Origin of the sequence: Bacillus sp. lyk4-R2A-2 (assembly GCF_030209735.1) — a bacterium.
In the GTDB taxonomy this organism is placed as follows: domain Bacteria; phylum Bacillota; class Bacilli; order Bacillales; family Bacillaceae; genus Bacillus; species Bacillus pumilus.
In genome coordinates this window covers 550,071-573,288 of record NZ_JARVRK010000004.1, presented here as the reverse complement: position 1 = coordinate 573,288, position 23,218 = coordinate 550,071, and the positions used below count along the sequence as shown (strand labels likewise).

The 23,218-nt window shown below is 40.9% G+C and carries 25 protein-coding genes and 1 other annotated feature (1 of these 26 running past the window's edge); all 25 genes read right to left on the bottom strand.

All coding sequences use genetic code 11. The features are described 5' to 3' along the window. Positions 1-117 (bottom strand) — a binding site (T-box leader) (it extends 121 nt beyond the left edge of the window). Between the two features lie 59 nt (positions 118-176). Next, entirely contained in the window at positions 177-671 is a 495-nt protein-coding gene (locus QRN39_RS05730) for a DivIVA domain-containing protein (protein WP_003211323.1), read from the bottom strand. A gap of 26 nt (positions 672-697) precedes the next feature. Beyond that, positions 698-1,474, bottom strand: a complete 777-nt coding sequence (locus QRN39_RS05725; protein ID WP_226805151.1) for a YlmH family RNA-binding protein — start codon at positions 1,472-1,474, stop codon at positions 698-700. Between the two features lie 53 nt (positions 1,475-1,527). Next, on the bottom strand, positions 1,528-1,809 hold the full coding sequence (locus QRN39_RS05720; protein ID WP_284906420.1) for a YggT family protein: 282 nt from the start codon (positions 1,807-1,809) through the stop codon (positions 1,528-1,530). A 6-nt stretch (positions 1,810-1,815) separates the two neighbouring features. After that, positions 1,816-2,274 carry a cell division protein SepF gene (gene sepF, locus QRN39_RS05715; RefSeq protein WP_003212271.1) on the bottom strand — a complete coding sequence of 153 codons (459 nt, stop codon included), beginning with the start codon at positions 2,272-2,274 and terminating at the stop codon, positions 1,816-1,818. A gap of 1 nt (position 2,275) precedes the next feature. Continuing rightward, positions 2,276-2,965, bottom strand: a complete 690-nt coding sequence (locus tag QRN39_RS05710) for a YggS family pyridoxal phosphate-dependent enzyme (protein WP_106028978.1) — start codon at positions 2,963-2,965, stop codon at positions 2,276-2,278. Positions 2,966-2,971: 6 nt separating this feature from the next. Further along, positions 2,972-3,835: a peptidoglycan editing factor PgeF gene (gene pgeF / locus QRN39_RS05705; RefSeq protein WP_284906418.1), complete on the bottom strand. Its 864-nt coding sequence runs from the start codon at positions 3,833-3,835 to the stop codon at positions 2,972-2,974. 212 nt (positions 3,836-4,047) lie between these two features. Continuing rightward, complete coding sequence (locus QRN39_RS05700; protein ID WP_008344958.1) at positions 4,048-4,284, bottom strand: YlmC/YmxH family sporulation protein; 237 nt, start codon at positions 4,282-4,284, stop codon at positions 4,048-4,050. 79 nt (positions 4,285-4,363) lie between these two features. Beyond that, complete coding sequence (locus tag QRN39_RS05695) at positions 4,364-5,140, bottom strand: ABC transporter ATP-binding protein (RefSeq protein WP_284906417.1); 777 nt, start codon at positions 5,138-5,140, stop codon at positions 4,364-4,366. Positions 5,141-5,270: 130 nt separating this feature from the next. Beyond that, on the bottom strand, positions 5,271-5,627 hold the full coding sequence (locus tag QRN39_RS05690) for a PTS glucitol/sorbitol transporter subunit IIA (protein WP_007499733.1): 357 nt from the start codon (positions 5,625-5,627) through the stop codon (positions 5,271-5,273). A 26-nt stretch (positions 5,628-5,653) separates the two neighbouring features. Continuing rightward, positions 5,654-6,664 carry a PTS glucitol/sorbitol transporter subunit IIB gene (gene srlE / locus QRN39_RS05685; protein ID WP_050945092.1) on the bottom strand — a complete coding sequence of 337 codons (1,011 nt, stop codon included), beginning with the start codon at positions 6,662-6,664 and terminating at the stop codon, positions 5,654-5,656. A 13-nt stretch (positions 6,665-6,677) separates the two neighbouring features. Beyond that, complete coding sequence (srlA, locus tag QRN39_RS05680) at positions 6,678-7,208, bottom strand: PTS glucitol/sorbitol transporter subunit IIC (protein ID WP_003210918.1); 531 nt, start codon at positions 7,206-7,208, stop codon at positions 6,678-6,680. An 18-nt stretch (positions 7,209-7,226) separates the two neighbouring features. Then, on the bottom strand, positions 7,227-7,658 hold the full coding sequence (locus QRN39_RS05675) for a transcriptional regulator GutM (RefSeq protein ID WP_003212289.1): 432 nt from the start codon (positions 7,656-7,658) through the stop codon (positions 7,227-7,229). A gap of 12 nt (positions 7,659-7,670) precedes the next feature. Next, positions 7,671-8,915 (bottom strand): NAD(P)H-dependent oxidoreductase, encoded by a 1,245-nt coding sequence (locus QRN39_RS05670; RefSeq protein ID WP_284906413.1) that lies wholly within the window; start codon positions 8,913-8,915, stop codon positions 7,671-7,673. A 243-nt stretch (positions 8,916-9,158) separates the two neighbouring features. Next, complete coding sequence (locus QRN39_RS05665; RefSeq protein ID WP_050945093.1) at positions 9,159-10,097, bottom strand: sugar-binding transcriptional regulator; 939 nt, start codon at positions 10,095-10,097, stop codon at positions 9,159-9,161. Positions 10,098-10,248: 151 nt separating this feature from the next. After that, positions 10,249-11,028, bottom strand: coding sequence for an RNA polymerase sporulation sigma factor SigG (gene sigG / locus QRN39_RS05660; RefSeq protein ID WP_003211879.1), 780 nt, complete (start codon positions 11,026-11,028; stop codon positions 10,249-10,251). A 143-nt stretch (positions 11,029-11,171) separates the two neighbouring features. Continuing rightward, positions 11,172-11,891 (bottom strand): RNA polymerase sporulation sigma factor SigE, encoded by a 720-nt coding sequence (sigE, locus tag QRN39_RS05655; protein WP_003211142.1) that lies wholly within the window; start codon positions 11,889-11,891, stop codon positions 11,172-11,174. A gap of 58 nt (positions 11,892-11,949) precedes the next feature. After that, complete coding sequence (spoIIGA, locus tag QRN39_RS05650) at positions 11,950-12,879, bottom strand: sigma-E processing peptidase SpoIIGA (protein ID WP_003211533.1); 930 nt, start codon at positions 12,877-12,879, stop codon at positions 11,950-11,952. A 237-nt stretch (positions 12,880-13,116) separates the two neighbouring features. Beyond that, entirely contained in the window at positions 13,117-16,620 is a 3,504-nt protein-coding gene (locus QRN39_RS05645) for a S8 family peptidase (protein ID WP_284906408.1), read from the bottom strand. A gap of 291 nt (positions 16,621-16,911) precedes the next feature. Then, entirely contained in the window at positions 16,912-18,057 is a 1,146-nt protein-coding gene (gene ftsZ / locus QRN39_RS05640) for a cell division protein FtsZ (RefSeq protein ID WP_003211613.1), read from the bottom strand. A gap of 33 nt (positions 18,058-18,090) precedes the next feature. Next, a complete protein-coding gene (ftsA, locus tag QRN39_RS05635) occupies positions 18,091-19,422 on the bottom strand; it encodes a cell division protein FtsA (RefSeq protein WP_003210781.1) in 1,332 nt (443 codons plus the stop codon). Between the two features lie 159 nt (positions 19,423-19,581). Continuing rightward, positions 19,582-19,950 (bottom strand): small basic family protein, encoded by a 369-nt coding sequence (locus tag QRN39_RS05630; RefSeq protein ID WP_003210988.1) that lies wholly within the window; start codon positions 19,948-19,950, stop codon positions 19,582-19,584. Continuing rightward, positions 19,950-20,675, bottom strand: a complete 726-nt coding sequence (locus tag QRN39_RS05625) for a DUF881 domain-containing protein (protein ID WP_251191302.1) — start codon at positions 20,673-20,675, stop codon at positions 19,950-19,952. Before QRN39_RS05625 ends, QRN39_RS05630 begins: the two co-directional genes overlap by 1 nt. 20 nt (positions 20,676-20,695) lie before the next feature. After that, positions 20,696-21,385 (bottom strand): DUF881 domain-containing protein, encoded by a 690-nt coding sequence (locus tag QRN39_RS05620; RefSeq protein ID WP_003211621.1) that lies wholly within the window; start codon positions 21,383-21,385, stop codon positions 20,696-20,698. Beyond that, positions 21,382-22,161 (bottom strand): cell division protein FtsQ/DivIB, encoded by a 780-nt coding sequence (locus QRN39_RS05615; protein ID WP_050945098.1) that lies wholly within the window; start codon positions 22,159-22,161, stop codon positions 21,382-21,384. Before QRN39_RS05615 ends, QRN39_RS05620 begins: the two co-directional genes overlap by 4 nt. Before the next feature lie 127 nt (positions 22,162-22,288). Further along, positions 22,289-23,200 (bottom strand): UDP-N-acetylmuramate dehydrogenase, encoded by a 912-nt coding sequence (murB, locus tag QRN39_RS05610; protein WP_003212095.1) that lies wholly within the window; start codon positions 23,198-23,200, stop codon positions 22,289-22,291. Positions 23,201-23,218: the final 18 nt, after the last annotated feature.

Below are 23,218 nucleotides of genomic sequence, written 5' to 3'. Positions count from 1 at the left end.
AAAAGGAACTAAAGGGGTGATCTCATTGCAGCGTCTCGTAATGTCAGGCTTCCACCATCCCTGATTCGCTTTATTACGCATATGACAACTGCGAGTGTCCCTTTCAAACGTTTATCTCTTGTTAATTTATGATGGTATTATATGCAACTTGTACACGTCATGTCAAGATGATGCGCTTATTCTTTTTCGTCAAAGACAGCGTCAACTTCATATTCCAGTAAATGATCCCAATCGTCATTTTTTAGAAGATCAAGCTGAGCTTCGATGAGCATTTGGAAGCGAGTTCTAAAGACCTTCGACTGCTTCTTCAGCTCTTCGATTTCCATCGCAATCTTTCTTGATTTAGATAGCGCTTCGTTAATAATACGATCGGCATTTTTCTCCGCTTCACGAATAATCAATTTCGCTTCTTTATCAGAATGACGTTTGACGTCTTCTGCTGCTTCCTGCGCCACAAGAATTGATTTGTTTAATGTCTCTTCAATTGTTGCAAAATGACCTAATCTTTCGTCAAGCTCGTTTACTTTTTCTTCGAGTTCATTCTTTTTGCGAAGCACGATTTCGTAATCTTTACGTACTTGGCTTAAAAACTCGTTTACTTCATCTTCGTCATAGCCGCGAAAGCTTTTTGTGAACGTTTTATTATGAATATCATTAGGTGTTAATGGCAACCTCGCCACCTCCAGATTCAAGTTCGTTATGTCAGAAGCTCAAATGTTACTTTAAATTTATCTTTTTTGGTCTTCCCATCAATCGTTTTGAGGCTAAAGCGGCCAAATCCCCTAACAGAGAGCTGATCGCCTTCGCCGATTGTAAAGGAAGGGTCCTCAGTGACTTTCCAGTTAACTTTGACAAGCCCATTTTTGACCAAAAGCTGTGCCTTTTGCCGAGACTGACGGCTGATTGCAGCACATACCGCATCAAGCCGCAGTGAAGAAATCGTATCTTCCTTGATGTCAGTCTTGCTCTTAACCGGCTTTAAATCTGCCTGCGTGATTTCCTCTAATGAAACGGAGGCTCTGCCGACATGCGTCAGCTGCGCCCGAACAAAATCGGCGACATCACTCGTACAAATAAACTGCACATCTTCCTCTGAAAATAACAAATCTCCAAATTTTTGACGCTTCAAGCCTGTCCCAATCAGTGAACCAAGGAGCTTCGGGTGTTCTAACGAAATAAACTTTTTCGCATAGTTCACCTGAAAATAAGAGAGCTCAGCATCCTGAGTAGCCGGTTGTAAATATTCAGGATAAATGAGAGCTCTTTTGCGCTCCGCTCCCTCATAACCGCCAAAAAACATGATCCCAAGCTCATCAGCATGCTGGATGATGGACTCGGTAATAAACTGCTCACGCGGATCAAGAAAGTCTGTTAATTTCATTCGATACTGGTCGAGTGCGATTTTTTTCCAGCCTAACACTTGGTCGACAAATGGCTGTTCGTCTTTTCTAAAATGTTGATAAATATCGCTCATTTTGTTCCCCTCTTATGTAAAAGAGCCTGGCAGCGCCAAGCCCGGCAGCCTGTCTACATGAAGCGTGCAATCATATTGTAAAGACCAGTTAGTCCATATGTTGATGCAAAACGAATCACAAGCAATGCCACAATTGGCGAGATGTCAATCATGCCAATTGGCGGAATAATTTTACGAAATGGTTCTAAATATGGTTCGCAAATATTTGTCAGAAAACGCCCAATTGATGTTTCTCTTGCAGATGGCACCCATGACATAAAGATGTAAATAATAATCGCGAATGAGTAAATCGTTAATACCGTTTCTAAAATACTAAAAATGAAATTTAGAATCACTATGATTTACCACCTCTGAGGTTCTTCCTCTGTCAAAAGTTCTGATATTGTGCCAGATACATCCACATTATCAGGTGTGCAGAGGAATATATTCGAGCCAATACGCTGGATGTCTCCACCGATTGCATAAACAGTTCCGCTTAAGAAGTCGATGATTCGCTTTGCTTGATCGTGCTGAATGCGCTGCAAATTGACGACGACTGCACGTCTGTTTTTAATATGGTCTGCAATCTCCTGCGCTTCTGCATAAACACGCGGCTCACTTAACACCACTTTAGAGGATTTCTGCACGCTTTGCAAGCTGACGACATTTTGTTTTCCTGTCTGCGGACGCTCTTGAAACGCCGCTTTGTCCTTTGTTCCTTTTTCTTCTTGGACTGGTTCTCTTTCTTCATCAATATATTCGTACTCATACTCTTCATCGTCGAGAGTGAAAAAGCTTTTAAACTTATTTTTTATGCTCATGTCACGCACCTCCTGTTTCATTTCCAACAAGTGAAGAGCCAATCCGAACGAATGTCGCACCTTCTTCAATTGCGATTTCAAAATCATTTGACATGCCCATCGATAAATGCTGACAAGGTGCATTTACTTGGTTAAGATGTTTTACTTCTTCTTGAAGGTTTTTTAATGTTTTAAAGCAGTTTCGTATCACAGTGTGATCATCTGTAAATGGAGCCATCGTCATCAGTCCAGCAATTTCAATGTGTTTGAAATCAGCGAGCTGCTTGACAAATGGGATCACGTCTTCACTTTGTAAGCCATGTTTTGACTCCTCCAGCGATGTGTTCACCTGTACAAAACAGCGAACCGTGTGATCTGCTCTTTTTTCAATTTCATTCGCAAGAGAGATCCTGTCGAGCGAATGTAAGTAGTCAATGCTCTGAATGACAGATTTTACTTTTCGTGTTTGTAAACTGCCGATGAAGTGCCAGCTAATGCTTTCATCGGTTATAGCCGCTTGTTTTTCAAGTAACCCTTGGTCACGATTTTCACCAAAATGCAAAATTCCTGCTTCCTTGGCTTCTTGTGCTCGTTCAATTGAGACATATTTTGTGACAGCGACGACTGATATATCGTCTGGGTTCCGGCCGGCTCTTTTACATGCTTCGTTTATTTGTTCATTTATTTGTCTGAGATTCTCTCGTACATTCAATTGCTCTTATGCCTCCTTAAACCCGACAAAAGACATCATACGTCCTGTTTTTCCTTGATCACGCCGGTGTGAGAAGAATAGCTGATCATTACAGCTTGTGCACATCGAACTGACATGTATGTTTTCTTCTTTCATCCCTGCATGTAGCAATACGTTTTTGTTTAATGTTTTTAAGTCTAATTTATATTGTCCTTGTGATATCTCGGAATACACATCCTCTGTAGAAAAGGGAAGCTGTTTCACTTGATTCAAGACCACATCATCAACTATGTAGCAACAGCTGCCAATGGATGGTCCAATGACGACTTGTATTTGATCGGTCTTAGCACCTTCTTGGTTGACCCATAAATCTACCATCTTTGCACCAATTTGTTTGACGGTTCCTTTCCATCCGGCATGGGCTGTTCCGATGAGGCCCTGTTGCGGAGCTAGAAAATAAAGCGGAACACAATCGGCGAAACAAAGAGCGAGCATGATGTTCGGTTCAGACGTATATAAGCCGTCTGTTCCAGGCAGTGCCTCATGATAATGAAGACTTCCTCTTCCTCTTTGCTCCTTGGTGACTTTCTTGATGCGGTCCTCGTGTGTTTGGTCTGCAAACACCCAATCAGAGAGCGGCACAGCAGTAGCATCTGCTATGACTTGACGATTCATTTGGACACTAGAAGCATCATCTCCTACATGGAGTCCAGTGTTCAATGATTGATATGGAGAAAGGCTGAAGCCGCCATTTTTTGTCGTAAATCCGGCTAATACCTCTTTACCAGAACATGTCATGTTCGTCCAATCATGAATCATCATTGCATAAGGTGATTTCTGCTGAAAGGGGTCATAATTGTGTGTCAAAGCTGCCTCCCACCTTTCATTCATCTCTCTTTATATCGCTCCTATTTTACCACAAGACATGCGTAGACAGTTAGTGGGATTCATTAAATATTACACTCAAATGTGCCCTTTCTACAGGTTTTTTTGCAAATTGATATGAAAACGTAATCTTTTTACCCGAAAAAGACATTGTTTGCTGAGAATGGAGAGCTTATGTTAAGGATCATTAAATGATTCATTGAGGAGTTATACGAATTTTAAGAAGACAATCGGACAAGTATCACATCTTCGCCAATTTTTACTATATTTCGCCACGGGACAATCATTTCCTCTTCTTTTCCGAAAAATCCCATCATTTTACCTGTACCGCCGATAATGATTGCTTGTATTTTACCACTCGTAACATTGATATCAATGTCCCCAATGGTGCCTAGTTTTTTTCCGCTGGACACATCGACAACATCCTTGATTTGGAATTCAGAAATACTGATCATCTGTCCTTCCCCGCCTTTCGTTTTCTACTATAATATGTATGATGGAAAAGCAGGGACGCAGACCAATAGTTTCTTTTATCTACAATTTACTTAAATGAGGACGGCCATTTCTCCACATCACATCTACCGGACATTCAAAGAAGGAAGAAAGCAAGTCGCTTGTCATCATCTCTTTTGTTTTCCCTTGATCAAAAACAGTCCCATCTTTTAATAATAAGGTGTGCTGAAAAACAGGCAAAATCTCTTCTGCATGATGGGTCGTGTAAAGCAAAGTAGGCGCATCAGGCTTTGAAGCAATGAATGAGATGGTCTCCAGCACCTGTTCTCTTGCTAAAAAATCAAGACCTGTCACAGGCTCATCTAAAATCAGGAGCTTGGGATCATTCATTAAAGCCCTCGCAATCAGGACTTTCTGCTTTTCTCCTTGCGAGAGTGTTTCATATGTCCGGTTTGCATATTTGAACGAACCAAATGCTTTTAATAGATCAATGGCTTTCTCCCTTATCTCATCTGTCGGGGTTTCATAAAGCCCGATAGAGGCAAATGCCCCGCTGAGAACAATTTCAAATGCATTGTCGTCTCTGTGCAGTTTCTTTTCAAGTCCCGCAGAAATGAGGCCAATTTTCTTCCTGAGCTTTTCGCCAAGAGCCTCCTCGCCAAAGATATGTCCCAGCACGGTCATCTCACCTGATGTAGGGAAATAATATGAGCAGAGCATATTTAATAAAGCGGTTTTCCCCGCACCATTTAAACCGTAAAGCACCCAGTGCTCCTCTTTGTTCACATGCCAGTCAACAGACTGAAGCAGCCATTTTCCATTTCGTTTTAATGAAACATTCTTCAATTCAAGTGACACCATCATTTCCCCCTGAGTAAAAATTCTGAATAAACAAATAATGAATGTTTACAGCATATCGCAATTGCTCTTTCTGGTAAACCTCACATAAAAAAAGCTGCTCCTTTTACGGAACAGCTTTTCTTCATAGCTACGAAATTTCAATTCGTACGCCTTCTTTTATATCAGGAAACGTGTGCGGGGATGCAAAGACAGCTCCCGGTAATACATCATCAAACGGCTCTTGGAAGTAGATCGAAATATGGCCGAGTTCTTTAAAGTTGTCATTTGCTTTATTGCCGAGGGCTGTGATCGTGTACGTTTGATCGCCCACTTGAATGGTACCGCCCAGTTTCAACGGCTCTTCTTCTAAATGTTCGAACTCATGAATGACGGACATATCTCTTAATTCCTGCGGCGCTGCGGGTCCAAATAAAACAATCAGCTTATCTTCTTTAAATTGCGGGACTAAGATCCCGATTTCTTTTACGACAGATTGTGTGACCATGTATATCGATTCCTCCTTTAATACGTTTAATACATACCGAAGCTGGCAGCGTATGCGATCACAACAGATAGAACCCCTGTAATGAGACGGCTATACAAAACAGCTGGTACTCCATATTGTACCGTTTCCGGCTTCGCTTCACCAAGTGACAGACCCACTGGAATGAAATCACACCCTACTTGACCGTTGATGGCAAATAGTGCAGGAAGTGCAAATTGAGGCGGGATATTTCCTAGTGCAATTTGACTACCAATGAGAACACCGATTACTTGTGCAATGACTGCACCAGGTCCTAAGACAGGTGATAGGAATGGCAATGTACAGACCACAACGAGCAGTAAGAGTCCCCATATAGATCCTGCCAATGGTGATAGAAAATGGGCAATCAAGTCACCAATTTTTGTATAATTGATAATTCCAATTAACATACTGACAAATGCCATGAATGGAATAATGTTTTTCAAAAGCATATCAACGGAATCACGGCCAGCCTGGTAGAACGTACCGGTAACTTTCCCAATTCCTCTTGAGAACCTCATCAGGAAATTACCTTTTTCCTGACGCTCGAGATTTTCCTCTTTCAGTTTTGAATAGGTTTCTTTGAAATTCTCCTTGTCAATCGGCTCACTGTTTTCCTGACCTTCTACTTTTTCCTCACCACTTGATGCATCCGCAAAGGAAATATCTTTTTCTGTGACGCCTGATACGAAGATATCCTCTGTAATATGTTTTGCAAGCGGTCCAGAAGGAGAGGATGCCAAAACGTCTACAGTTGGAATGCGCTTCATTGGATAAAGTCCGATTCGTGCGGTTCCTCCGCAGTCAATGACAACACACATCATTTCATCTTCTGGTATCGAGTTTTTAAAGCCGTCACATGCTTCTGTCCCTGTCATTTCTGCAATTTTACGTGCAACTGGGTGAATGCCTCCCCCTGTAATGGAAACAACCTTTCTTTTTTTACCGGTTGGTTCAAGCTCCAAGCCTTCTCCCCATCCGCCAGCACCTTTTGCAACAAATACTTTGTGGTTTGTCATGTCTAACCCTCCCCTATTGTGAATTCGCTTTCATTTTTCCTGCTAAGTACTTTGTAATCCATTCAGTAATAATACCGCGAAGTAAAATGACGACGATCCCGACTAAGAAGTACCGTACAGCAAGCTCTGACATTGAGTATCCTGCTTCTTTAATACCGTTCGCAATCCCTAAGTAGACAAACAGTTCTCCTGCGTTGGCATACGGAAACAGTGATGTCACCGGATGAACAAATGAAACAGCTGAATCATAGAATGCTGGTTTTTGTTTTTCGGGTAAGAAGCGGCCAAACGTATAAGCCATCGGGTTTGTCAAAATAAGAACGGATAAGATCGGCATTAACGTGTAGCGCAAAATGGTATATTTCGCAGCAAACTGAATCGCTCTATTCACTCGCTCTTCTCCAATAAACTTCATGACAGCATAAGTGAAAGTAAGTAACACAACAAGCGTTGGAACGATACCTGTAACAAGACCCATGAATTGCTTTCCGCCGGCTTCAAACATTCCGATAAAGTGCTCTCCAAACCATTGAATCCATTCCATGTTTCATCTCCCCTTTCTTTAGTTCACATTTGTTATATTTTTTTTCGAAATCGAGACAAGTGCCTGTTCAGCCGCCATGGAAAGTGCGTGCATGACAGCTGGCCCCTTTTTGCGTTTTTTCAACGTCTGCTTCATCATATGGTGCTCGTCTAACACAGCCCCTACATGCTTTCCTTCATATGAAGGGACTTCTTTAAATTTAGATAAGATCGACACACCGCCAAGCACATGGCATTTTTGAATGATATACGATTCATCTACAATGATGAGCGCAATGGCTCCAGGGCCAACTTTGCGCCGCTCCATTCCTGAAAATAAGTGATAGCCCTGCTTCCCTCTGTAATCATCAATAAGTGAATCCATGCTCTTGCGGTAGTACTTGATTTGAATAAAAGATAACCCGTACTGCACAATGAGAATGATACAAAGTACGATCGCTAATTTTTCCACAGCTTCACGTCCTTATGATTGAAATAAATGATCTTGTAATGAACGCAGCTTCCAGACCGTTGTGTTTGAATCAAGTTCTACATCATCATGAGTCAGGAATTGTCCTAATTTGATGTCTTTTTTCGCTACGACTTTTCCGCTAATTAAACCAATTGGAATGTGGCCGTTCATTTTCATGTCTTGATGTGTTTCAAGAACACCTCTTACAGAGTATCCGCCAATCCCGTCAAGTGATTCTCCAGCTTTGATATCTCTTTTTGCCACAGCGACTGTTTCTGATACTGGTACACCAATTGGGTGAATGGATGAATCATGCTGTAAGACCGCTTTTGCGATGGTAACAGGTGTTTCAAGACTCGCTAAGTGGAAAGGACGGTAAAGTGTGTAGTGTGGGCCTTTTCCAACTTTTAAGTAGCGCAGCTCTTCATCTACAGGCTCAAGGTCACTCTTCACGATGACAAATACACCTGGTGCAAGTCCATTTACATATTCAACGACTCCGAAGTTATCGAGCACGCCGCCTTGCTGTTTTTGATTCAATTTATCTGCTACATTTTCTAAATTCGCTTCGACTCCGTGCATACCGACTTTATCTGGCAGAAGCCCTGTCGCGTTACTTAATAAGTTCATTTCCGCCATTGTTTTTGTTCCGTCCTGGAATGCAGCCAGCATATGTGAACTCATATGTTTACTATCTGCTTCTGCTTGACACGTATCTGGATTTGCTTCTGGGAAGAATGGGTTGTTCTTTCCTTTCCCTGCAACGAGTACCTCAAGACCCATTGTTTTCGCAAATTCATATAATTCTAGTGTTGCTGCTGGTTCGTCTCCAGCTGATCCTGAGTAAACAAGTCCTGCATTTGTGAATAACTTATGCATGACCAACCCGATGGTAATATCAACTTCTACATTTAAAAGAACGAGATGTTTTTTTGAATTAAGCGCTTCCAAAGAAATGTTTGCTCCGACCTCTGGGACACCTGTTGCATCTACGACAACTTCTACGGAATCTGATTGAATCACTTCTCTGTAATCATTTGTGACAACCATTTGATGCGGCTTTGCATGCTGCTTGTAAAAATTCGCTGCCTTCTCTGCTGCACTAAGGTGAATGTCACAAACACCAGCAACAATCATGCCTGGAATTTTAGAAATTTGTGAAATGAGTCCAAAGCCCATTTGGCCTGCTCCAATAATCCCTACTTTGATTGGATCTCCACTGCGTTCTCGAGCTAACAATTGTTGATAGATTGACATCTAAATCATCCTTTCAGGTTTTCTTGCTTCTCAATAGATTGCTAGAAATATAATCTGAAACTTTTAACAAATGTTATAAAAATTAACAAAAATCTGTTTCTTGTAACATTTGTTATTTTGTTTATCATTTGTTATGAACTTAGTTTATATGATGTGTCAACTTTGTGTCAAGCTAAAATCGATAAAATTTTCAATCTTTTTGAGTCTAAAGACTCAAAAAAACTACCTAATGATATTAGGTAGTTACTTTAATAAGGCATCTCCAGTTCGTTCATCGGTAATTAATACATGAATTAATCCACCTGCTAATGCCGCCCGAATTGCTTCAATTTTCTCTTCGCCACCAGCGACACCTATGACAAGTGGAATTTCTTTTAGCTTTTGGGGGCTTATGCCCATCACCCGGTCGTTCCATGGGTGGGGATATACTTCCCCTTGATGATCAATAAAGTTATAGCAAATGTCACCTGCTACATCCTTTGCTTGAAGGATGTCCTCTTCACCGCTTGTCATATAAGATTTCACCATCGTTGAATGCTGCGGAACACCACCAATTCCGACAACCGCGATATTTGATGATTCTCCTAGTTCAATCACTTTTTTGATTGACGGCTGCCGGATCAGTACATCTTTCGCTTCTTTCGTATCAAGCATGACAGGTACATGTAAAAACTCACATTTAGATTTGAGCGCCTCTGTGCATCTCGCAATAATATAGTTGGCGTGGATATCGACATCTTCATTTCCCACACCTCCGACAAGCGGAACAAATGTCACGGATGGATAGTGCTGAACAGACGTAACCGCTTTCGCCATCTCATGCAGCGTTGTCCCAGAGGAAAACCCAATAACTTGTCCATCCTTCATCACTTTTAATAAAAAGCTTGCCGCCGCGGCACCGATTCGGCTTTTGGTTGTGTCTTTGCTGAGTGTTTCCACACAGACGACTTCTCGGAGCCCATATTTACGTTCTATTTTTCTTTCTAACGATCCATACTGTTGGTTGACTTCATCATGAATAATGATTTCCACGATTCCTGCTTCACGTGCTTTTGCCAAATATTTCGATATGAGCGAACGGCTAACCCCAACCGCTTCTGCGATGTTAGATTGAGTGGCGCCTTCTTCATAATACATATGCGCAACCTTAATGAGCAGCCTTCTTTCATCATGGAATGTCATAATAACCCTTCTTTCCGCTTAAGTGTTCCCTAACAAATGCTATCTAAAATAACATTTGTTAAAAACAGATTAAATGAAAAAAATAACAGAGTCAATACTAGAGGAGTGTTCTCTCATAAGAATGAAAAAAGCCGCACATGAAGCGGCGGCTTTAAAAGATGTTTTTATTCATTTGTTTGATGGCTGCTTTTTCAAGCCTAGAGACTTGTGCCTGAGAAATCCCGATCTCTTCGGCAACTTCCATTTGCGTTTTTCCCTGGAAGAAGCGTTTGCGAAGAATCATTTTTTCCCTGTCGTTCAACCTACGCATGCCCTCTTTTAAGGCCAATTCTTCCACCCATTGTGTGTCTTTGTTCCGTTCATCACTAATTTGATCCATCACATAAATCGGATCTCCTCCGTCATTATAGATCGGTTCAAACAAAGATACAGGATCTTGAATTGCATCTAGGGCAAAGACAATTTCCTCATGAGGCACTTCCAGCACTTTGGCAATGTCTTCTGCTGTTGGCTCCTTGCTTGTCTCACTAATCAGCCTCTCACGGACCTGAAGTGCCTTATAGGCAATATCTCTTAGCGAGCGAGACACCCGAATCGGGTTGTTATCACGCAAGTATCGACGGATTTCTCCTATGATCATAGGAACCGCATAAGTTGAAAATCTGACATTGTGGCTTAAATCAAAATTATCAATTGATTTCATTAATCCGATACAGCCTACTTGGAAGAGATCGTCGACATATTCGCCTCTGTTGTTAAAACGCTGAATCACACTTAAAACCAACCGTAAATTGCCATTGACTAGCTTTTCTCTTGCTGTATCGTCACCCTCATCTTGCAGCTGTCTGAACAATTTTCTCATCTCGTCGTTTTTCAGAACAGGCAACTTGGAGGTGTCGACTCCGCAGATTTCCACTTTATTTCTGGACACTTTTTTCCCTCCCTACAGGAGCTGTTGTACAAAGTTCAGTATCTCCTTGGGATGGAAAAATATGCACGAGCGATGACGAGAATCATGAAAAAAAAGGTTGTTTCCTTTGACAGTGCAGGGACAGAGCTTTTTTAAAAAAATTTTTAGACCATTTTATTAAATTCTTTTTGTAATCGTTTAATAATTCTTTTTTCAAGCCTCGAAATATAAGACTGTGAAATCCCAAGCATGTCAGCGACATCTTTTTGGGTTTTTTCCTCACCACCAATTAAGCCAAATCTTAGTTCCATGATCTGCTTTTCGCGGTCATTTAATTGCTCGAGCGCTTTTTTCAGCAATTTTTTATCCACATTTGCTTCAATATCGCGTGTGATAATATCATCATCTGTTCCAAGTACGTCTGATAAAAGCAGTTCATTTCCGTCCCAATCAATGTTGAGCGGCTCATCAAACGAAACTTCTGACCGGATTTTATTATTTCGACGTAAGTACATCAAAATCTCATTTTCAATACATCTCGAAGCATATGTTGCAAGCTTGATCTTTTTTTCTGGGTTAAATGTATTGACTGCTTTGATCAGACCAATGGTTCCGATACTGATTAAATCCTCAATATTAATACCTGTGTTTTCAAATTTTCTTGCGATGTAAACGACTAAACGCAAATTTCTTTCAATCAGAATCGCTCTTGCGGTTTGATCTCCCTTTGGTAATTTGACAAGCAGCTCCTGCTCTTCATCCTTTGATAATGGAGGCGGGAGCGCTTCACTTCCACCAATATAATAAATTTCATCACTCTTTAGACCTAGCTTCATGAGGAGTTTATACCAGTAGTAAGTGAGTTTAAATTTTAATTTTTTCATCTTCTTCTCCCTTCTAAATGTCAAGTTGACCTCGTAAGATAAAAGACATCACCAAAAACTACGACACCCCCTGGATGATTTTCCCGTCTAACATATCTGGATGAATGATGGATTGAAATTCCTGATCTGCCGATAAACCGCTGAGACTCAACCCAACAAAACACTTAGCTGGCTGAATCATATGCGTCTTTGAATAAATGAAGACTGTATCTGGTTTTAGGCATAGTAGAAAGCCGTGATCATGACCGACCGCTCGATATGGAACAAGTCTTAATCGATCAAGAAGAGGAAATTGATCATCGATCTTTTGCATGACTTCAACAGGATGAGACTGTTTCATGAGCTCTATAAATGGCTCTCCGCAAATGGCCGTTAGCTGGTCGGCCTGAACGATCATGACAGGTGTTTTTGTCATAGGATCATACAGCTGGTTGCCAGAATCGACGAGTCCCTTTAAACGGATGGTCTCTCCATGAATGTGTATTTCCACAAGCACTTGTTCATCAACCTGTCTTTTTTTCGTACCCACCTCGCCTAATCTTTTCTTTGAAAACAGCCAAATTGCAGGAAACCCAGTTAAAACAAAAAGCCAGCTAATCGGATCACCAAAGCCATCATTTTGAGAAATCAGCAGGCCATCTTGAATCACTGTATTGGTTTGCAAAAATGAATGAACCCCAATCATGCCTCCTCCCATCAAAAATGTTACAAAGTAAAAAGCAAACAGATTTTGAAAAAAGGAACGAAATCTTTGAAAACCAAAGGTTGCAAGAACAATGAAGACAGAAAAAAGTAGTTTGCCTAAAGGGTGTGACACAACCATTGCAAATGGTGTAAAGAGCAAGAGAACAATGCTCGATCCAATGAGAGCTCCTAACATATATCGCCTTTTTTTTACTTGTCGTTTGAGAATAAATGCAGTGAGTAAGAGAAGCAATAGATCAAAACAAAAGTTTAACAGCCAAATCACATCTAAATAAATGACCACCTTCTGCTCCTTTCATCTGAAACAAAGAATCAAAAGCAGTACTTGCACTTGTTTGTACCAGTATAAAACAGTCATGAGATGGAAGTCTGTCAATTCTTGTTGGGGATGATAGAGAACTTTTGGTGGATTGTTATTGTTTTTGTCGAGGAATGAGAGAGAGTATTCTTCTGGACAAGCCTTCAAACAATTGTTGAAAGAAAAAAGACACGCTCCAAGAAGTCGTGTCTTTTGTTTAAGTTACTTTTCATTGATGTTTAATGTGCCTGAAGCTTTTTGTCTTGTGACATTTCCATAATCATCTCGTACAATTACTTCAATGACCGCACCTTTTGCTTTGGCGGTAGAAGTAGCAGTCCAGTAGCCTTCATACGTTCCGCTCGATACTTCGCGAAGCGGCAGCTCTGTAGTATTTTGAAGCTTTGATCTCGCATTTGTCAGCGGCATGTGAATGACAAACGTTGCGTCTAGCTTTTCTCTGCTGTGAAATGAAATTTTAACAGACTCCCCTGATGCCAGATGGACATTCTCTGCTGGAGTCAGCTTAGAAATCTCAGGTGCCTCGTATTGGACATCGATATTGATTTTTTTAGTTGTTTTGTTTCCTGCTGCATCTTTCGCTGTGACTTTGATCATATTTTTCCCGTTCTCAAGCAGTATTCTTACGGAATACTTCCCTTCTTTTATGGTTGCCTTTTTTCCATTTACGGTGACTTGATCAAGATGATCATCTGTCACCTTTCCTTCTACAGTGAGCGATTCTTTATTCGTCTTTTCCCCTTTTTTCGGTGTATCGATAGTGAGCGCTGGCGCTGTTTGATCAATGATTACCTTTACTGGTGTAGATCGTTTTGTTGCACCTTTATCCGTAACAGTTGCAGCCGTGAATACATGCTCTCCACTTGAAACTGTGACCTTTTCTTTGAAGGCGCCTGACTGATCTGCTTTCACTTTGGCAATCTCTTCGTCGTTTTGATAGATCGCTACATCAAGCCCAGGAGAGGCTTTGCCTTCAATCTCCAGTTCATCTTTGTTCGTAATGACGCCTGCCTTTGGAGATGTAATCTCTGGCACATCTGCTTCATAGTCAACAAGCGCACGAATCATATAATTTCCCTCTTCTTTTGGAGAAGGAGAAAATGCACCGCTTGTCAGCTGCCAGCTTCTTTCAGCATTTGGTCCATCTTCATCAGTTGCAAGCCCTGGAGATTCCGTATTCTTTTTCGTTTGAATATAGACAAGATAGAAATCTCCATCCACCGTAATGGCTTGATCTTCTAAATCTACTTTTGTCCATTCCCCATTACGCAGCGCTTTTGCTTTTAGAGGTCCTGCCATTTTCTCCCCTGGAGCTCCGTTCTTCCCAGAAGCGTCATACACTTCAACTGCAAATTCATTCCCTCCAGGAGCTGGCCACTCTGATGACCAGAAACGGAAAAGCCCTCCTGTGAGTTGCGCTTGTTTCTTCCCCTTTTCTAATGAAAACTTCACAGCCCAGCCATTGCCAGGATCATAGAAGGCTCTCGCATTTTCAGCTGTTCCATCATCGTAGCCAATTTCCCCAGCAAAGCCGATGAATGGCTCTAGCTGAATGTTTTTTCCAACTGGCTTTTCTGTCACATCTACTGTAAAAGAATATCCTTTAAATCCTTTGGCAAATACTTTGACGGTATAGACACCGCTCAATGCCTCTAGAGAAAATTCGCCAGATTCATTTGTTTTCACCGGCTTAATTTTCGCATCCTCTACAAGATAAACCGTGGCATCCTTTATCTTTTCACCCGTTGTTTCGTTGGCAATTGTGCCAGATATCGTTCGTTTCTTTAGTGGCTGTAAGGCGAAATTCGCCTCTGCCGTTTTATTTGAAGAAATATGGACGGTTTGTGTGCGTGATTCAAATCCGTAAGCTTCCGCTTTCACTGTGAATTTTCCTGCACTGTGAGGAAGCTGATATCTCCCTGTCGCTTCATCTGTGTACGTTGACTTGCCGCTTTCAAGAACACTAATTTCCGCTTTCATTGGAAGAGCTTTGATGGACGGAGCAGCTAGATTTTTTTCCTTTTTCAATTCTTTTATGTTCGCAGGCTTCTTATGTGGGTGTACCGCCTTATCTTTTTGAGTCAAGGCTTGATCTGTTATTTTCATATCATCTAAATGAACATCTTCGTTTGTCACCTGTCCTTCAATCATGCCAATTCCATCTGTTAATGCCGTAATCGCCTCTCTTGCATCAACTAAACCTGCCCCATAGCCATTGTTTGGGGATTCCGGGAATTGCTGATCAGTTAACGGCTTCGCTGTATCAATCAGAATTTGTTCAATCTCTTCAACAGAAAGATCTGACTGTGCTTGGCGAAGAAGAGCCACAACAGCTGAAACATGCGGACCAGCCATCGACGTCCCATTCCAGCCATCCTCATACCCTTTCCCAGGAATGGATGAACGAATGTTTACCCCTGGGGCGGCAATGTCTGGTTTCATGCCACCATATGGAGACGGACCTTGCAGCGAGAAAGACCCCAATTTGTTATCTTGATCCGTAGCACCCGTTGCAAAGACCTCTTGATAGTTCGCAGGATTCGCAATAGATCCTTCACCACCAGGGTTGAATAAATCGGTATTGCCAGCTGAAAACTCTGGGAAGATGTCCGCCGCTCTCCAAGTATTGACGACATCTTTATACCAATCATCTAGGCCAGGTCCACCTCCCCAAGAATTATTGACAACATCTGGTGCCTTTTCTGGATGCGGGTTGCCGGCCTCATCTTTTGGTGCTAAAATCCACTCACCTGCGTCAAGCAGATCAGCATCTGTCCCACCATCTTCTGAGAAAGCTTTCACCGCAATCCATTTTGCGCCCGGTGCGACACCGATTTGATTCTTTCCATCTGGCTCAGAGCCAACCATCGTTCCCGTTACATGTGTACCATGCTCTAAATCATCATATGGCGCTTCAGATCCTGTCGTAGCATCGTACCAATTGAATTCATGATTTGGTTCATTCGGATGTGCTGGATCAAATCCGCGGTATTTTTCCTTTAAAGCAGGATGATCCCATTCCACTCCTGTATCAATACTTGCCACAACTGTACCAGTACCGTCATAACCTAAAGCCCACACTTCTGGAGCATGAACTTGAGAAATGTTCCACTCGACTCCACCTACTGCTTTCATTTGTTTTTTCTGCTTCGTCTTCAAATCAACCGGCCGGTGAATTTGACGGGTTTCATTTGGCAGCACTTGATCTACTTCTGGGAAGGCAGCCACCTTTTCCATGACTTCTTTCGTTCCCGTCACCGCTAAACCATTCACAATATAGTACGAATGAATCTCCTTCACTTGCTTTTTCTTTTGTTCCTTTTGTAAATACGTAAGGAGCGCTTCCTGCGTCTTTTCAGACGTTGCTCTTAATTCGGATACGACAGCTGATCTTTTTGTGTATTGCGTTTTAGCCGCTGTTAATTTCTGTTTTTTGGCTTTGATCACCGCTTCCTTCGCCACATTTTGCGTATTTGTTTGCTCTTTCATTTTGATTAAAAAAGTCACCTGATCATCCTGCTGAAACTGTTTCATTAATCTAGATGAGATCTTTGCTTTTGTAGTCTTAGAGGAGACAGCTTCCTCCTGATATGAGGTAGAAGTCGATGTTGCTTGAACCGTCCCAAAGCTTGTCATCGTTAAAGTACCAATCACCAAAAGACTCATCAAACGATAGCCGGCGGTCTTGCGAAACTTCAATTTCAATCAAATCCCTCCTCCTCAAATGTCCAAACAGAGTATAGGTCCCACTCCTTTCCTTCTGTTGTTCATGACAAGATTCATGGTGTTCTATTTAATGTAGTCAAATAAAGTTCATCATTTTGTCGTTTTTTGTAAGAGGGAGTAAAAATGATTCTTTTTTCTTAAACACCATAAGTCAAATTACATATGGAAATTGAAGTAGCTTTCACGTATTTATGACTTTTTGATTAGAAACCCTTATAAGTTGAGACATAAAAAAACCCCTTCCAATGGAAGGGGTTAAGCTATACTCGATTAGCGTTTATTGCGGTTGCGTAAGAACGTTGGAATGTCTAGCGTATCATCACTTGATTGTGTATTTTGTCTTGGCTGAGATGATGGCTGTTGATGTTCTTCACGTTTTACTTCACGTTTTTGAGGAATGGATTGATTTTGCTTTAATCCTTGTCCTAATGGGTTTCTTTGTGATTTTGTCACTTCTGGTTCTTGCTCAATAAATCCAGTAGCGATCACAGTAACCACAATTTCATCCTTCAAGTTATCATTGATGACAGACCCGAAAATCATGTTTACATCTTCGTCAGATGCAGAAGCCACAATATCCGCCGCTTCTTGCACTTCATAAAGACTTAGGTTCGTTCCACCCGTAATGTTCATGATAACACCTTGAGCACCATCGATTGCTGTTTCTAGAAGTGGTGAGGAAATGGCTTTCTTCGCGGCTTCCGCAGCACGGTTTTCACCTGTTGCGACACCAATACCCATAAGAGCTGAACCTTTATTGGACATGATGGTTTTCACGTCAGCAAAGTCAAGGTTAATCAGACCTGGTGTTGCAATTAAATCTGAAATCCCTTGAACACCTTGTCTAAGCACGTTATCTGCCGCGCGGAATGCTTCCAGCATTGGCGTGTTTTTATCAACAATTTCAAGCAAGCGATCGTTTGGAATCACGATTAATGTGTCAACGGCTTCTTTCATAGAAGCAATTCCTTCAACTGCTTGAAGCTGACGCTTTCTTCCTTCAAATGTGAAAGGACGAGTCACAACTCCAACTGTCAATGCACCAGAATCTTTTGCGATTTTTGCAATGACAGGTGCAGCACCCGTACCAGTTCCACCGCCCATACCAGCTGTAACGAAGACCATGTCTGCGCCTTTTAATACTTCTTCAATCTGCTCTTTGCTTTCCTCAGCAGCTTTTTTACCGACTTCAGGATTCGCACCTGCTCCAAGCCCTCTTGTCAGCTTAGCACCGATTTGCATTTTAGTTTCTGCTTTTGATAGATTTAACGCCTGTGCATCAGTATTGACTGCAATAAAATCGACACCTTGTACGTCATTTTCAATCATTCGGTTGACAGCGTTATTCCCGCCGCCACCTACTCCGATTACTTTAATTGATGCTAGGCCGTCTATATTTGTTTCAAACTCCAACATGCTGAATCCTCCTAATCCGTCGAAAATCTAATTCTATTCCCAGAACATATTAAATAGTTTTTTCATTTTGCCCGGTTTTTTATTTGTCTCTTGTTGTGCTTGTTGTGCTTTTTGTTTTACTTTCGGTCTTGGCTGCGCTTCTTTCACTTGTGGTGCAGAAGAAACCGGCTCCATGGATGCGCCTACTTCATGAAACGCCTCATCTGGCATTTGGAATCCAACTTGTCTGCCCTGAATCTTTGCATTGCGATAAGCAAAGTGGATCAGACCCACTCCTGTCATATATTGAGGCTCTCTCACCCCGATATAATTCGGACTTGCAATCCTGACATTGTTTTGCAAGACTGTTTGTGCAAGAGAAAGGATACCTGGAATGGCTGCCTGTCCACCTGTTAGAACGAATCCACCAGGCAAATCATGGACACCCATATTTCTTAATTCCTCTGCCACAAAGAGCAGGATTTCTTCCAGCCGCGCTTCAATAATGTTAGCCGCATCAATTTGTGTATACGTTTGTTTTTGATCGGTACCGATCACAGAAACTTCAAATGTCTCCTCAGTCGATGCCTCATCATAAAACGCATGCCCAAATTGTTTTTTGATTCGTTCAGCTTCTTCAGTGGAAGTTCTAAGTCCTATAGACAAATCTTTTGTTATGTTCTCTCCGCCCAAAGGGATACTGTGAGTAGAATAGAGATGCCCGTTTTCAAATACGGAAATCGTTGTAGATCCGCCGCCAATATCGACAAGAGCTACCCCAAGATTTTTTTCATCTTTCGATAATGCTGCCGAGCCCGATGCGAGTGGCTGCAAGCATATATCCAGTATTTCAATTCCAGCTCTTTCTACACATCGGAGCCAGTTATGTAGAATCGTTTTAGAACCTGTAATTAACGATCCTTCCACCTCTAGCCGAACACCAAGCATTTTTTTCGGATCTGTGATCTCATCTCTTCCGTCGACGATAAATTGTCTCGGAATCACGTCTACGACGAGATGTTCTTGAGGAATAGATACTACTTGTGCAGCATCTAAGACACGTCTCACATCTTCAGCATGTATTTCTTTGTTTTCACTAGATACTGCGACTACGCCGCTCGTATTCTGAATATGAATGTGGTTTCCGTTAATTCCGACAATCGCCTTTTGTAAAGGAAAACCTACCATTCTCTCAGCCTGTTCAAATGCTTGTCTAATAGAATGAACTGTCTCATCTATATCAACAATCGATCCTTTTTTTAACCCCTCTGAAGGGACATTTCCAACACCTATAATGTTAAGCGAATCATCCGCCATTTCTCCGACGATGACTTTTATATTGGATGTACCGATGTCAAGGCTGACGTAAATTTCATTGTTGTTCATTCTATGGCACCTCCTCACATATCAATACTTTCTATTCTATTATTTGCTGAACAACAATACAATGAATGTGTTTTTACAAGTGTGTAACAAAACTTAAAAAATCAACATTTTTTATTAGGATTACTGAAAATATTCGTTACATCATATGTATATCCTTTTTTATGACTCACTTTTTTTCTTTTTTTCTCTAGAAATTGTCCATTTTGTTAGGAGAATTCTTCTAATAACTGCTATATTTTGAAACAATCTAACGCCGAATGCAAACATTCCGACTAAGTATAAGTCTACACCAAGATGGACGCCCAGAAAAGCTAAACTTATTGCCAGTATAATATTAAAGAAGAAGCCTGATACAAACACTAGTTCATCGTATGCCCCTTGCAGATGTGCCCGGATTCCACCAATCAATGTATCAAGCGCAGCAAGTACAGCGAGGGAAAGATAATTAGAATACTCATTCGGTATCGTAAAATTAGTTAAGAAACCGATCGCAACTCCTATGATTAAGCCAAGTACAGGAAGCCACATTAAGATTTTCCCTCCTTTACATCATCAAGAGGCTTCAATTCGTTTACTTGAATTGCACCATCATATGCTTTTAAGTGGATTTTTTTCTTCGGCTGGCTCATACTCAAGCTGAAGTTTTCCTGAGCAAACAAATCACCAATATCTGATACATTTAAACGGCTGTATAATTTGTCGGCCTGCTCACTAATCATTTTAATGGTGACTTCATCACTATCTAAGCTGTAGCCATCCATTTTTGTCGTGCCATTAATATCTCGAATCACACTTGTATTAATGACACGGCGATCATTGATGGAAATATGTTTTGCCCCAAACATATTGGCTTCATTCATTAACTTTTTCAGAAGATCAGGTGGGATATTTTTCACTTCTTCTCCAGTAAGGTCCTTGGAAAAAAGCTGAGATATTTCAATTTCAATACCCTCCCCTTCCACTTCCGTAAAACCAGCCTTTTCTTTTAAATCCTTTAATGTTTTTGTTAATTGTGCTTCTTTTGATCGATCTCCTTGATGACCATATTTTTTTAGCATCTCGTCGTATTTATCAATTTCTTTGAGCAAATCCAATTCCTTACTTTTAGATGCAGATAAATCCTCTCTCAGTTCCCACACATCACGAGTATCACGAACTTTGGGCTTTTGTAAGGAATTAAATTGGATGGAGACCATGATGCCAAATATGATCATTAAAGCTGTTAAACTAAGTAAAGGCTTCTTTTTCCTCAACACCACTCACCTTTTCACTTTTAATCTTTGTTTCTTAAAAGAGGGTTCATACGAATATCCGTTTTCTCGATCGTCATTGAAATGTGATCACTTGTCAGCTGATCGACCACTCCCCCTGCAATATTTAAAGCAGGTATTAACACAGCTGGATCACCAATAGCAGATATGACAAATGGTGCTGGATGCTGAACACCATCTACTGTGACAACTGGACCGTTACAATGTATGTATGATTGGTGTGTGATTCTTTGCCCATTAATAGATACAGCAGAAGCCCCTGATATAAATAGTTCGTTTATCACATGAAAAATGTGGCTCTCATGCACAATGTAATTATTAACATTTTGTCCACTTGGGATATAAGATGCATCTTCAAGAGACACTTTTACCCCTTTTCCTTTTACACCGATCTCTCCTGTAAACATTCTGTATTTCTCAACATCTTCCAGCACATTAAAATACTGCTCTTTTTCATTTTTCAAATTGGACTCCGTTGCTTGTACCTTTGATTGAAGACTATATAATTCTTTTTCGAGTTTCTGATTCGCCTTTTCTTGCGTTGTGAGCTGACTTTTCAGAGAGTATTCTTTTTTCCATTGCTCTGTTCGAATGACATCTGCCTGATGCTGCTTTGTATATTGGTATGAAAAAGAAATCAGAAAACCAAGAACAAGCATGACAATCGAGAATATAACTGTTTTGCCTCTCAACGCTCATCTTCCTTTTTCTTAGATTTAAACGCTTCGAAATACGTAGCGACTTCCATATGGATTGTGCCTTTTTCAGATGATGAAAGTTCTTTTACAATGGCTGGATAGGTTTTCATTTTATCACCGAATGTTTTAATTGATGCAATCACAGTGTTTCCGTCATTCATATAAAATTTAACTAGCCACTTGTTTGAATTGGTCGGCACATAATATATTTCTGAGATGAGTTCCTGAATAGAGGCTGGCAGTTGATTTAAAGATTTAACAGTTTGCTTCAGCTTCTCCTTATTGTCCCAATCGACAAAAATAGGTCCTGCATGACTCGGTGTCACTTCTTCTGGTAAAGCGGTCCCATTTTCAAGAAGCTCATAATATAGATTTCCCTTTTGAAGATACGCAATATTTGCATATTCTTTGACAGCAATACTCACTTTATTTGGGAAATGCTTTTTGATACTGACACTTTTAATCAATTTATTTTGTTTCAAATGATCTGCTGTTAAATCTTTATTTAAATTCCAAAACTCTGTTTCGCCTTCTTTAATTTGTGAAAGTTTAACAAGCTGTTTTGTTGAGACATGCTCGTTACCTGTGATGGTTAAAGAAGAAATTTTGCTGATAGGTGTCTGCAAATAAATAATAATTAAAACCATGATAAAAAACAGTAGTATAAAAGAGATCAGTCTCCGATTCGCTTTTTGCTTCCTTTGTTCTTTAATTTTAGGAATTCGCTCTTCTATATTGACGATCTTTTCATTTTCATGATCAGGCCGCATATATACTCTTCACCTCATTCAAAGCTGCTTGTCCACACCTTTGGGTCATCATTTTGATGAGAAAACAAACGGCATTCTTTCATGCCGTTTGTTTTCCTCAGATGCCATCATTCATAAAAACTAGCTGTTAATTTTCTTCACCGATAATTTCTACTTCTGTATGCATCTCTACGTTGTAGTCTTCTTTAATTTTCTTTTGGATGAACTGAATTAAGTCCAGCACGTCTTGAGCAGTCGCTCCACCAGCGTTGACAATAAAGTTGCCGTGCATATCAGAAATTCTAGCTCCGCCGATTTGGTATCCTTTTAAATTCGCTTTTTCTACAAGCTGTCCTGCATATTCAGGCAGCGGATTTCGAAAAATACTGCCAGCACATGGCCGGTTATAAGGCTGAGTTTCTTTACGATAATCTTTATTTTGCTGCATCTTCTTTGTGATTTTTTCGCGGTCATCCTGCTTGAGCTTAAACACAGCTTCTAGAACAATGCCAGGTCGTTCCTTTTGTAGGACTGACGTTCGATAGCTAAAATTCATTTGTTCATTTGTGAGCCACTCGATGCTTCCATCTTCAAATAAGATTCTGGCTTTCACAAGAATCTTACTGATATCAGATCCATGTGCACCTGCGTTCATATAAACAGCGCCTCCAATAGATCCCGGAATACCAGCTGCGAATTCCAGTCCTGAAAGCCCCTGTTTACTAAGTGATGTCGCGAGCCTTACGACAGAGTAGCCGCCGCCTACTGTAATTTCTTCATCATTTACAGTTAGGTGATCCAGTCCAGCACCTAGCTTTAGGACAACTCCTCGAATTCCCTTATCCAGGACAAGTAAATTAGATCCTCTTCCAATGACCGTCCAATTCGTATGGTGTTTTTTCACATGATCCATGATCGTTTTCACTGCATCGATATCTTTTGGGATGATCAAAAGATCTGCTGGTCCGCCTATTTTCATTGTTGTATGATTTGCAAGCGGCTCATTTTCAAGTACTTTACCAACTTGCGCTTCTAATAATTCATTCTTCAAGTTCTCCATATTACCCTCCGCCTTACC